The organism is Niallia laureatilytica, from assembly GCF_046613985.1.
Classification (GTDB): domain Bacteria; phylum Bacillota; class Bacilli; order Bacillales; family Cytobacillaceae; genus Niallia.
This window is the reverse complement of the sequence record NZ_JBKKHP010000013.1, coordinates 64726-77632: the sequence shown is the minus strand read 5'-3', so window position 1 is coordinate 77632 and position 12907 is coordinate 64726. Positions and strand designations below refer to the sequence as shown.

Genomic DNA, 12907 nt, shown 5'->3' with positions numbered 1-12907 from the left:
ATTCAAACAGTTGTTAAAGCATTTTTTTCACACTCAATGTTGCCATTATTAAATATTAGTTCGTAAAAATCATTTTGTTTATATTACCCACTTTTAATCCTTTTACAACATAAATAAGAGCATCACCATTTTAGGCGATGCTCCTTTTATCATTATTTCAAGTTATTGATAATCTCATCATATTTAGGGCTGTTCATAAAGTTTTCTACAGACACATGGTGTGCATCTGGAAGCTTCGCAACTGCACGATCTGTTAAATCTTTATGTGTGATAACAAGATCTGCATCACTTGGAAGGTTGGCAATCGATGTATTTGTTACATCCACACCTTCAATGCCTGCTTTTTTCACTTTATTACGCATGATAGAAGCACCCATTGCACTTGAACCCATTCCTGCATCACAAGCAAAGATGATTTTCTTCACACTGTGGTAATCGAAGTCTGCAGCTTTGCTTGTTGCTTCAGCAGCTTCAACAGAAGCATCAGCACCAGTAGCTGCACCAGTTACCGCACCGGCAACAGTGCTCTTTTTACCTTTAAGCTCTTGCATTTTATCAGCAGCAGCGTTGATGTCTTCTGCTTCGCCTTTGCTTGTTTTCAATACGATTGCACCGATTACAAAGGAAACAACGGCTGCAACGATTACACCAGCTAATACTCCTAAATGTTCACCTTTTGGAGACAATGCCATAATGGCAATAATGCTTCCTGGTGATGGTGTTGCCACAAGTCCTGCATTGAAGACAGTGAATGTGAACACACCACTCATTCCTCCACCGATAACTGCCAATAGCATTGCAGGTTTCATTAGGATGTAAGGGAAGTAAATTTCATGAATACCACCTAAGAAATGAATAATAGCTGCACCTGGTGCAGTTTGTCTAGATGTGCCTTTACCGAAAATGCTATAAGCTAACAAAACTCCTAAACCTGGTCCAGGGTTAGATTCTAATAGGAACAGTATTGACTTTCCAAGTTTATCAGCTTGCTCTATACCAATCGGGCTAAGAATACCTTGGTTAATAGCGTTGTTCAAAAACAAAACTTTACCTGGTTCAATGAGAATACTCGCAAGTGGAAGAAGATTCGCATCTACGATGAATTCCACTCCGTTAGAAAGCATTTGACTTATTGCTTCAACGATAGGTCCTACAAACTTAAATCCAATGATTGTAATGATTGCCCCCAGGATACCTGCAGAAAAATTGTTTACTAACATTTCAAAGCCTGCTTTTACCTTACCTCTGAACAAATCATCAATCTTTTTGATTAAGTATCCTCCTAGAGGACCCATAATCATTGCCCCAATAAACATTTTGATATCTGAACCAACGATAACACCCATCGTTGCAATTGCACCGACAACGCCCCCGCGGACATCATATACCATTTTACCGCCAGTATAACCGATTAATAATGGCAGCAAGTACGTAATCATAGGATCAACTAATTTTGCCAAATCTTCATTAGGAAAATATCCTTTAGGTATAAAAAGTGCTGTGATGATTCCCCAAGCGATAAATGCGCCGATATTCGGCATTACCATTCCGCTCAAGTGACTTCCGAAACGCTGTATTTTAACGCGAAAACCTTTATTATTTTCGTTAGACATTAATTGTTCACCCCTTATTCTTTCTAACTTTAATGATAAAGCGGTTTCAGCTTCGTTACAATTTAAACTAAGCATAACTTTGACGGACACAATGTTGACATAATTAAATAGAATGATTCTTTTCCAATTATTAGTTTAAAAAAATACCTATTATTGGATTTATTTACTGTTTTAAACTGTTAACTTACAATCTGCTGTTATTTTCCGCAAAAAAAGAGGACTTCATGCACACTGAAGTCCTCTTTTTATTAAATTGTTTCTTTTTCAAAAGCAGATTTAAATACTTCAATGAAATGAATATGATGTTCCTCAATACTTTTCAGCTTGAAGATAAAACCTTCTTCCTCAATTTCATCACCTTCGACCGCTTCAAAATTATTTGTCAAGAACCAGCCGCCAATTGTATCAACTTCTTCTTCTGACAGATGAATGCCAAGCAGGTCATTAACTTCACTGATTAGTACTTTACCGCTTAAGATATAGTGATTTTCTTTCAGCTTGCGAATTTCTGCAACTTCATCTTCATCGAACTCATCGCGGATATCACCAACGATTTCTTCTAATATATCCTCTGCTGTAACAATACCAGAAGTACCGCCATATTCATCTAACAAAATTGCCATATGGGTTCTTTCCTTCTGCATTTTAATAAGCAAATCGCGAATAGGTATTGTCTCAATTACGCGGATAATCGGCTTCATGTATTTCTCCAGGTCCATCTGTTCCTTCTCTTGGATCCTTGCCGTCAAGAATTCTCTAATGTTGATTAGACCAATAACATTGTCTTTATCACCATTCACTAATGGATAACGAGTATAGTTTTCCTCTTCCAGAATGTCCATGATTTCATCAAAAGTATTGTCTACACTGATTGTGACCATTTCTGTACGGGGAACCATAATTTCCTTCGCTATTCTTTCATCGAATTCAAAAATATTGTTCACGTATTTTAATTCATTTTTATTTATTTCACCGCTCTTATAACTTTCAGACATTAAAATGCGGAGTTCTTCCTCCGAATGGGCTAGCTCATGCTCTGAGGCAGGCTTTAGGCCAAACATTCCAGTCAAGACACGGGCAGATCCGTTCAAAAGCCAAATAAACGGGTACAGAAGTCTGTAGAACCAAATAATTGGCGGAGCAAAAAGCAAGGTAATCGTTTCTGCTTTTTGGATAGCAACTGTTTTCGGAGCAAGCTCCCCAACTACAACATGTATAAAGGTTACAGATATAAAGGCTATCCCAAAAGACAGGATTGTCGAAAGTGATCCAGATATATGAAGCTTTTCGAATACCGGATGAAGGATTGCTTCCACCGTCGGCTCACCAATCCACCCTAATCCGAGCGCTGTAACTGTAATACCAAGCTGACACGCAGATAAGTATTCATCCAGATGAGTAGTTACCCTTTTCGCCGCTAAAGCTCCTTTTCTTCCTTCCGCAACCAGTTGATCTATCCTCGATCCTCTTACTTTGACGATCGCAAACTCCGTTGCAACAAAAAATCCTGTAAAAGCTATAAGTATTGCGAATAAAATTAAATTAAAAATTTCCAATGAACAGCCTAAAAAGGCTTACACCTCCTGATATTATAAGAAAATTAGCTTAAAAGCAGCAATGCCTGCAAAGAAGGAAATACACTCATGTGAATAGTATTTCTAACTTCCTTCTTTTTATGTCGGGCGGCCATTCTCCCCTTTTTCCTCAATGGATATTACGGCCATACCCGTTTTTGTGCTCATTTCATACCTTGATCTCTTTTAGATTTAAGCTATTTTCCTTCGATCACTTCCTATATAATGATGAAACTTTTTTTAGCAAGTTCATCGCAATCGGCAACTTGTTAGCAAATGGATGGAGAGACCTAGGTTCGTGTAATGATTAATAGTTCGTTTTGTTATTAGGAAATCAATCTTTAATTGCACAGCCCCATTTCTTCCACCCCCTCAAAAAACTTTTTACTTTAATGAAATAATTATATAGTCGAACACAAATAATATTCAAGAAAAAAACCTTTTCTACCTCTTTATATGAAGCAGCAGTTCTAGCTTTAACAGCAGAACAACGTTTACATTTGACTGACCATCTATTATGACCTATAATAGAGTTATGTTACTCAATACTATGTTTTTTATATGTTGAGTTACATTAAATCCAAAGGAGCAAAAGAAAATGGAAGTTGTAGAGGCAATAAAGGACTTAAAGCAAATAAACAGTATGAAACGCTATTTAAAGAAGCAGTCTGAACGGGACTACTTGCTGTTTTTGCTTGGCATCAATACTGGTTTGACGATTACGGAGCTACTGGATATCCGCATCTCTGATCTTCTCGAAGAGGCAGGTATTCGCGATTTCTACACAATTAAAAAGGATGATCTTCGGGATGAGCGCAAGGTTTATTTGAACCAAAAGGTTAAAAAGGAAATTCTTCACTATATCCAAGTGAGCCAGCTTCCACCGGAAAGCTATTTATTCCAATCGAAGAAATCCAAAAATCATTTAAGCAGACAGCAGGCATACCGGATTATTCATCAGGCTGCAGAAGCTTTAGGCATCGGCTCCAATATCGGTACTAACTCGATGCGAAAGACCTTTGGTTATCATGCTTACAAGCGAGGTGTTGCCATTTCGTTATTGCAGAGGCACTTTAACCATTCTACAAAACAAGAGACATACAAGTTCCTTGGGATTAACAAAGAAGAGGTAACCACTCCTCGCATTGATGTAAACCTATAAATTATTAAGGAGGAAAGAAAGATGAATATCAGAGAGACTGAACTCCCTGGCATTGGAAAAAAATTCGAACTAGTAACCAAAAATAACGATAAGGTAGTTATCGTCATTCACGATGACGGCAGACGAGAGGTTTATCATTTTGATGATGACGATCATGAGGAAAGCATTTCTAGCGTGACATTCAACGATTTAGAGTCGAGGCAAATCGCCGGTATATTAGGTGGTTTAGCATACAAACCTAAAGCGCTTGAAACGATTGAGATGGCATTTAACGACCTCATTATTGAATGGTATAAAGTAGAGCGTGAATCGAGAGCTGCTAATCATACAATCGGAGATATGGATATCCGCAACAATTACAATGTAAATGTTATTGCTATCATGAAAAAAGGAGCAGATAAGATGTTAAGCCCTGGACCTGAAACATTAGTTGAGGCAGGCGATACACTTGTCATTTCCGGTGAAAGACAGCATTTAAAAAGATTAATACTTGAGCAACTGACAAAAAGCACTGGAGGTGACACTTAATGGATCACTTAGTTTTTGAAGTTGGTACCGCACTGCTTCTAGTTGCCCTTGCAGCCATATTGGCAGGCAAATTGAAGTTCTCCATTATCCCATTTTTAATCATTGTCGGCATGCTGGTTGGTCCCCATGCACCCCACTTCGGAATAATTGACCTGAGATTCATTGAAAGTGCCGAAATCATTAACTTCATGGGCAGAATCGGAGTTTTATTCCTCTTGTTCTATTTAGGGCTGGAATTCTCCGTTGGCAAGCTGATTAAATCAGGTCGCTCTATTGTCACTGCCGGCACGATATATATAGTAATCAACTTCTCATTAGGTCTTTTATACGGATTCTTGAATGGTTATGACCTAATCGAGGTACTAATCATTTCAGGTATTATCACTATTTCCTCTAGCGCAATAGTCGCAAAGGTTCTTGTCGATTTGCGCAGAACAGGTAATGCAGAGACAGAGCTTATCTTAGGAATAATCATGTTCGAGGATATTTTCCTTGCTGTTTATTTATCTGTCATTTCCGGACTCGTTATGGGCGACTCCACATCAATTGGTGGAACGCTGATCAGCATCGGAACTGCTCTAGGATATATGCTGCTATTTTTCATTATCGCTCGCAAAGGCGCACCTTTATTAAATAAGTTGCTTGATATTTCCTCAAACGAAATCTTTATCATCGTTATCTTTGCAGCACTATTTTTTGTTGCTGGCTTCTCAGAAACAATTCACGTTGCAGAAGCAATTGGCGCATTGCTATTAGGGCTTGTTTTCTCTGAAACAGAACACAGCCACCGCATAGAACAACTTGTTGTTCCGTTCCGCGACTTTTTCGGAGCTATCTTCTTCTTTAGCTTCGGTTTGACAATCGATCCATTCGAATTAGGCGGTGCAGTCTGGTTTACTCTTGGTGCTGTCATCCTGACTATTTTCGGAAACTTCATTGCAGGTATGATTGCCGGACGAAGAACAGGTTTGTCCCACAAAGCATCAGCCAATATCGGCTTAACAATTGTTTCCCGCGGTGAATTCTCCATCATCGTCGCTAACTTAGGCATTGCCGGCGGTCTTATGCCAATGCTGAAGCCATTCTCTGCTCTTTACGTGTTAATACTTGCCATTTTAGGTCCTTTGCTCACAAAGGAATCAACGAAAATATTCAATTTACTGAACAAAATTTTCAAATGGAAAAAAGTTGACACAAAAAAGAAAAAAACCAGTCAAATATCGTAAGTTTTTGTTATGATATTCTCCCATATAAGGTAGAATTAAGGTAAAGAAGTATAACAATAAGGGTCAGGAGAAGGAGAATGGAGTTAGTAAACAAATTAATAGCAAATAAAAGTGCAAAGCGCATCGTCATTTTCGGGTTGCTTATTTTAGGGATTTACTTTTTAAGAAGCATGATCAATTTGATGCTTTTCACCTTTATCCTTTCATTTCTAATGGATAGGCTGGAAAAAATCATCTCCAAAAAAATACCGATTAAACGAAACATCATTGTTAGCCTGCTTTACCTCATAACAATCAGCTTACTATCTTACGGCTTCATTAAGTATTTGCCGATGCTTATCGAAGAAATTACAGCGTTGGTCAGACAGCTGATGGATTTCTATTCCCAGCCTCACGATAATGCCGTCTTGAATTATATTGTAAAGGCAATTCAAGCTAGGGATATTGACAGTTATTTAGAACAAGGACTTGGGGTTATCGTCGTTTACTTTACGACAATCAGCCATTTCAGCATTCAGTTTTTGCTCGCGATTATTTTAAGCTTTTTCTTTCTGCTGGAAAAACCAAGACTTCTTAAGTACAAAGAAAACTTTAAAACAAGCAAAATTGCTGCTTTTTACAACGAAATAGCTTTCTTCGGAAAGAAGTTCGTACTGACTTTCGGAAAAGTTTTGGAAGCACAATTCATTATTGCATTAGTTAATTGTATTTTAACAACAATCGGTTTATGGATTTTAGGATTCCCGCAATTGCTCGGTCTGTCGATTATGGTCTTCCTTTTCGGTTTGATACCAGTTGCAGGGGTTGTCATATCTCTCATTCCACTTTTGACAATAGGTTATACGATTGGCGGTTATATGTATATCATTATCCTCATCGTTTTCATTTGCATCATTCATGCATTAGAGGCCTATGTTCTGAATCCTAAACTAATGTCTTCTAAAACAGACTTGCCTGTATTCTTTACATTTATTGTCTTGATTTTCTCAGAGCACTTCTTCGGAGTCTGGGGATTAATTCTTGGTATACCGGTATTTGTCTTCCTGCTCGATATCCTTCAAGTGCAAAGCATTCATACGGAGGAAGAATAAAAAAAGTCGATGGCATATGCCATCGACTTTTTTTATTAGATTTTCATGATTCCGCCAGTGCTTGCAGATGTAACCAATTTAGAATAACGGGCAAGATAACCTGTTTTAACTTTTGGTTCGAACCCTTTCCATTCTGACTTCCGTCTTTCCCATTCCACATCATCAACGATAACATCCATTGAACGGTTTTCGATATCAATAACGATGTGATCACCATCTTCAACAAATGCCAGCGGACCGCCTTCAGCAGCTTCCGGAGAAGCATGGCCGATTGACAAACCACGGGATGCTCCAGAGAAACGCCCATCGGTTACTAATGCCACTTTCGGCCCAAGACCCATGCCCACAATCTGTGATGTCGGGGCAAGCATTTCCGGCATTCCCGGACCACCCTTCGGTCCTTCATAGCGAATGATTACAACATGACCAGCCTGTACCTTGCCTTTAGAGATACCTTCAAGAGCATCCTCTTGTGACTCAAATATAATTGCAGGTCCTTCATGTCTAGTAATACCGTTTTGCACACCGCCTGTTTTGATGATTGCGCCATCCGGAGCCAGGTTGCCGAACAATACTGCCAAGCCGCCCTTTTCTGTATGCGGGTTATCAATTGGACGGATAACATCATAATTCTGCACTTCACAACCAGCAATATTTTCACCAAGTGTCCTGCCTGTTACAGTTAATGTATCTAAATGAAGAGCATCCTCTTTTTTCGACAGCTCATTAAGCGCTGCTGAAACTCCGCCTGCTTCATGCAAATCTTCAATATGCACATCAGAGGATGGAGCCAATTTCGACAGATGCGGCACCCTGTTTGCCACTTCATTAATTCTTTCCAGCGGATAATCAATACCTGCTTCATTAGCCAATGCCAATGTATGCAAGACAGTGTTTGTTGAACCGCCCAATGCCATGTCCAACGCAAAGGCATTATCGATTGCCTTTTCTGTCACGATATCTTTTGGCTTAATATCTTTTTCAATTAGAGTCATAAGCTGCTTGGCAGATTTTTTCACGAATTCTTTGCGCTCTGGTGCCACAGCCAAAATAGTACCATTACCCGGCAATGCCAGTCCTAAAGCTTCTGCTAAACAGTTCATAGAATTAGCTGTAAACATGCCTGAACATGAACCGCAAGTCGGACAGCCAAATTGTTCTAATTCAAGCAACCCTTTATCATCAAGCTTGCCTGATTGATATGCTCCTACTCCTTCAAATACGGATGATAGGGAAATCTTTCTGCCATCACTAGTAACCCCTGCTTTCATAGGACCGCCGCTGACAAACACGGTTGGAATGTTTAGACGCATTGCAGCCATCATCATTCCTGGTGTGATTTTGTCACAGTTAGGGATACATACCATACCATCAAACCAGTGAGCTGAAACTACTGTTTCAATGGAGTCTGCGATGATTTCTCGGCTCGGAAGCGAATATCTCATTCCAATATGCCCCATAGCAATACCGTCATCCACACCAATCGTGTTCATTTCAAACGGTACGCCACCTGCTTCTCTAATTGCTTCTTTTACAATTTTTCCGAACTCCTGTAAATGGACATGACCTGGAACAATATCAATATATGAATTCACTACAGCGATAAATGGTTTATTAAAATCCTCTTCTTTTACACCAGCTGCACGCAATAGGCTTCTGTGCGGAGCGCGGTCAAACCCCTTTTTGATCATGTTGCTTCTTAACTCTGCCACTTTTACCCCTCCATTTTCCGATTAAAACGAATTATCTGTATATTTAAACTTTAAATCATTGTAACACTATCATAGAAAAATTGGTATAATTTCTTCTCAACGTTTTTCAGAAAAAATATATCAGCTTAAAACCAGCAAGTAATTATGACCTTCGTTACACCACGCGTTAAATATACTAACATGAAGGAGAATACGAGGATATCCCCGACTTATTCTGTTTCGAGTTTTACTATTTTGAAATAATATCAACCGAAGCAAAAAGAGCACCCTATGTAAAGGATGCTCCTTATCTATCAAGAAAAGATTCTACTGATACTTGCTATCTCCTCATTTGTTAAAGTAACTTCTAATGTCCGTAAGTTGTTTTGCAGTTGAGCGACCGTTTTCGCTCCTGGAATAATGACATCTACTGCCTGCTGCTCTAACAGCCAAGCAAGTGCCAAATGTGTTGCTTCAAATCCTTTCTCTTCAGCCAGCTTTTTTAACTGGTCAACTTTTTCGAGATTTTTAAGGAATGCATCTCCTTGGAAAAGCGGATCTTTTGCACGAATATCATCAAATTTAGCATCTTTAGAGAATTTACCTGTCAAAAGCCCTGATGCCAAAGGAAAATAAGGGACAAAGCTTATCCCATTTTCCGCACAATACGGTAAAAAGGAATGTTCTGCTTCCCTTTTTAACAGCGAATACTCTCCTTGAAATACTTCCAAGTAGCCATCCTTGTTAAATTCCTTTAGTTGTTCTTCATTTAAGTTAGACGCACCGACTGCTCCGATTTTACCTTCATCCTTTAATTCCTTTAAAGTGCCTGCCACTTCGGCCAGTGGAGTAACACCATCTGGATAATGAACATAAAACAAATCAATAAAATCTGTCTGCAGTTTTTTTAAGCTTTCCTCTACTGAATCTCGCAAAAATTGACGGCTATTATCGAGAACAATCTTGCCGTCGACTGCTTTATGGGCAGCTTTGCTGGCAATAACCACTTTATCTCTAATTCCCCGTTCTTTGAGCACTTCTCCGATTAGCTCCTCTGATTTCCCCAGCCCATAAATAAACGCAGTATCTATAAAGTCTACTCCTGCATCTAAGGCTGCATTCACTACTTCCTTACCAGTTTCATCTTTTAAGTTTGGAAATAAATTATGCCCTCCAACTGAGTTTGCTCCATACCCTAGCTTTGTGACGTTCATTGATGTTTTCCCAATTTGAACTTTACTACTCAAAATGTTCCATCTCCTTATTTCCAAATTCGGGCTTCGTTCAGGAAATCACTCGATTCCTATGAAGAATATTACCCTTCTCTTTTATTATGGGAATCATTGGATAAATAGTAAAGCAATCTGCTTCTTTCATTTACGGCTTCTACTTTAATTTGCCTGGCCATATATATATAATATAGTTATAACACGAAAGGATTTTGAGTTTTGAAAGTGTACATACCGAAAAAGATTATTTTACTCACTTTTCTGGCCCTGTTATTTATTATTTGGATTCAGACGGATATCGAATTAACGCTCAATTTTCCAATAATCCTGCTAATGCTGGTGCCAGTTTGGATTTATTACAGAATATATCGCTCAAAGAAAAAGCAATTTGTTGCCTCAAAAAGAGAATGGATCGTCAATATCTTTTTTCTCTACTTATTAATGGTTATGTATGTGACATTGAATCCGTTCCATTTCACTCCACCCGGCAATAGAGAGAATATTAACTTGATTCCGTATGTGCAGATTCTTTATCAATATGAAAATAAGCCTCCAATATTTTGGATGCTTTATACACTTGGCAATATTATCATGTTTATTCCTTTTGGCATGCTGTTCCCGGCTATTTACCGCAGACGCTTCAAATGGCTTGCAACTGTATTTCTCGGGGCTGTTACTTCGCTTATCATTGAGGTTACACAATACTTCTTTACCGTAAACCGGGCTGCAGATATAGATGACTTTATTTTAAATGTTATAGGTAGTATGTTAGGATATATCCTATTTAAGATTCACCAAAAATTCACAACTAAGTATCCGCCGAAAATCCCTGTCATTCAAGTGATCAATAAAAAATAACCACACTGTAAAGTTCAGTGTGGTTATTTTTTATTTGTCTTCCCCGATGATTCTAACTTCTGTTTCTAAGTTAACATCATAATTCTCTTTGACTGTCTTTTGAACATGTTTGATAAGAGAAATATAATCATCAGCAGTTGCATTATCCACATTGACAATAAAGCCTGCGTGCTTTGTGGAAACTTGCGCTCCGCCTATTTTTGTTCCTTGAAGATTGCTGTCCTGTATCAGTTTCCCTGCAAAGTAGCCTGGAGGTCTTTTAAAGACACTGCCGCAAGAAGGATACTCAAGAGGCTGTTTTGATTCTCGCAAAAATGTCAGTTCATCCATTTTCGCCTTAATTTCTTCCTGTTTACCTGGTTGCAGTTTAAAAACCGCTTCTAAGACAACATAATGGTTCTTGGCAATATTGCTTGTGCGGTAACCTAAATCCAAATCCTCTTTACGTACTGAGATGATTTCCCCGGCACTAGTCAGAACAGTTGCACTCTCTAATACATCTGCAATCTCACCGCCGTAAGCCCCTGCATTCATATAGAGCGCACCGCCGATAGAGCCTGGAATTCCACAAGCAAATTCAAGACCAGTTAAGGAATGCTCAAGCGCGAATCGGGAAGTATCGATAAGTGCTGCTCCGCTCTCAGCAAAGACTTTATCTCCTTCAAGCCGAATGGTCACAAGCTTCGTTAAGTTGAACACAACACCACGAATTCCTCCATCCTTTATAAGGACATTAGATCCATTCCCTAAAATCGTGATGGGAATTCCAGCCTCTAACGCTACTTTATAAGCATTCTGTAGTTGTTCAAACGTAGTCGGAAAAAGCAGGTAATCTGCCTTCCCTCCTATTTTTGTATACGTATATTGACTTAGCGGCTCATCTATCTTAACTTCATCTTCTGTCATTATCTGCAAGAACTTTTCTTTTACATCATAATTTTTCATAATCTCAACCTTCTGCTAATATTTCAATCCTTTTACCATTTACCATTGTATAACATTCTAACTGTTTGAAACAAAAACACTTATTGTTTTTATGTGAATTTTATATTTTTGTAACATTATATGAGTTAATTTGCTGTTTTATGCCTATCACCCTCGGGACAGCACCCCTGTATTTCTCATTTCTGCATCAACCAAATCATAGGATAAACAGGCCGGCTTATTTGTCCTTGGATCTGTAACAATTTCTGCATCCACTTGAAAGACATCCTTTAATACTTCTGCTGTCATGACTTCATTCGGGGTGCCTTCTTTTCTCAGCTTTCCTTTTTTCATGGCAATCATTTTATCAGAAAAACGGGAAGCATGATTAAGATCATGTATGACCATTACAATTGTTCTCTTTTCCTCTTCATTGAGCTTTTTAAGCAATTGCAGCACCTCAAGCTGATGTGCCATATCAAGATAGGTCGTCGGCTCATCCAATAGAAGCAGTTCTGTTTCTTGGGCAATTGCCATTGCAATCCATGCTCTTTGTCTTTGACCGCCTGATAACGTATCTACCTCTTGATACTTCCATTCAGTTAGACCTGTCACTTCAAGTGCCCAATCAATTATTTCTTTATCTTTTTCCCCTAACCGACCAAAGCCCACTTGGTGAGGAGATCGTCCATAGGAAACGAGATCATAAGTCGTTAATCCGCTTGGGGCATCTGGAGATTGGGGCAAAACCGCCATCTTTTTAGCGATTTTTTTGGTTGGAATCTTTTGAATAGCCTCACCATCTAAGTAAACAGCTCCAGCCTTCACCTTATTTAGTCTAGCCAGCGCTTTTAATATCGTTGACTTTCCGCATCCATTCGGTCCGATGATGGTTGTAATTTTACCTGTTTCAATTTCCAGGCTCAGCTGCTCGACAATGATTTTATCATCATAACCTATTTTCACATCTTTCGCTGAAAGGATATTCATTTGCGCTTTCACCCCTAGCCT

General features: G+C 38.8%; 11 protein-coding genes. 5 read left to right on the top strand and 6 right to left on the bottom strand.

The genetic code is table 11. The features are described 5' to 3' along the window. Window positions 1-152 precede the first annotated feature (152 nt). Both ACLIJJ_RS23175 and ACLIJJ_RS23170 read right to left on the bottom strand, forming a co-directional pair. Complete coding sequence (locus tag ACLIJJ_RS23175; protein WP_411411765.1) at window positions 153-1613, bottom strand: PTS mannitol transporter subunit IIBC; 1461 nt, start codon at window positions 1611-1613, stop codon at window positions 153-155. Window positions 1614-1861: 248 nt separating this feature from the next. Beyond that, window positions 1862-3169, bottom strand: coding sequence for a hemolysin family protein (locus ACLIJJ_RS23170; RefSeq protein ID WP_237940570.1), 1308 nt, complete (start codon window positions 3167-3169; stop codon window positions 1862-1864). A gap of 616 nt (window positions 3170-3785) precedes the next feature. Between ACLIJJ_RS23170 and ACLIJJ_RS23165 the strand changes: the two genes are divergently transcribed. The 4 genes from ACLIJJ_RS23165 to ACLIJJ_RS23150 all read left to right on the top strand — a co-directional run bounded on the left by ACLIJJ_RS23165 (window position 3786) and on the right by ACLIJJ_RS23150 (window position 7194). After that, complete coding sequence (locus ACLIJJ_RS23165) at window positions 3786-4349, top strand: tyrosine-type recombinase/integrase (protein WP_233316874.1); 564 nt, start codon at window positions 3786-3788, stop codon at window positions 4347-4349. A gap of 21 nt (window positions 4350-4370) precedes the next feature. Further along, on the top strand, window positions 4371-4877 hold the full coding sequence (locus ACLIJJ_RS23160) for a cation:proton antiporter regulatory subunit (protein ID WP_233316873.1): 507 nt from the start codon (window positions 4371-4373) through the stop codon (window positions 4875-4877). Next, window positions 4877-6103: a cation:proton antiporter gene (locus ACLIJJ_RS23155; RefSeq protein WP_233316872.1), complete on the top strand. Its 1227-nt coding sequence runs from the start codon at window positions 4877-4879 to the stop codon at window positions 6101-6103. Before ACLIJJ_RS23160 ends, ACLIJJ_RS23155 begins: the two co-directional genes overlap by 1 nt. Window positions 6104-6180: 77 nt before the next feature. Then, a complete protein-coding gene (locus ACLIJJ_RS23150; RefSeq protein WP_233316871.1) occupies window positions 6181-7194 on the top strand; it encodes an AI-2E family transporter in 1014 nt (337 codons plus the stop codon). A gap of 35 nt (window positions 7195-7229) precedes the next feature. On the opposite strand, the gene ilvD is transcribed toward ACLIJJ_RS23150, so the two are convergent. Beyond that, a complete protein-coding gene (ilvD, locus tag ACLIJJ_RS23145) occupies window positions 7230-8906 on the bottom strand; it encodes a dihydroxy-acid dehydratase (protein WP_233316870.1) in 1677 nt (558 codons plus the stop codon). Window positions 8907-9199: 293 nt separating this feature from the next. Continuing rightward, the gene (locus tag ACLIJJ_RS23140) at window positions 9200-10099 is read right to left on the bottom strand and encodes an aldo/keto reductase (RefSeq protein WP_233316937.1); all 900 of its coding nucleotides are present in this window, start codon (window positions 10097-10099) and stop codon (window positions 9200-9202) included. Window positions 10100-10339: 240 nt separating this feature from the next. Between ACLIJJ_RS23140 and ACLIJJ_RS23135 the strand changes: the two genes are divergently transcribed. Further along, window positions 10340-10972 carry a VanZ family protein gene (locus tag ACLIJJ_RS23135; protein ID WP_411411784.1) on the top strand — a complete coding sequence of 211 codons (633 nt, stop codon included), beginning with the start codon at window positions 10340-10342 and terminating at the stop codon, window positions 10970-10972. Between the two features lie 30 nt (window positions 10973-11002). Here ACLIJJ_RS23135 and murB read toward each other — a convergent pair whose 3' ends face one another. After that, on the bottom strand, window positions 11003-11917 hold the full coding sequence (murB, locus tag ACLIJJ_RS23130) for a UDP-N-acetylmuramate dehydrogenase (RefSeq protein ID WP_233316869.1): 915 nt from the start codon (window positions 11915-11917) through the stop codon (window positions 11003-11005). 147 nt (window positions 11918-12064) lie between these two features. Further along, a complete protein-coding gene (locus ACLIJJ_RS23125; RefSeq protein WP_411411764.1) occupies window positions 12065-12886 on the bottom strand; it encodes an ABC transporter ATP-binding protein in 822 nt (273 codons plus the stop codon). Window positions 12887-12907: the final 21 nt, after the last annotated feature.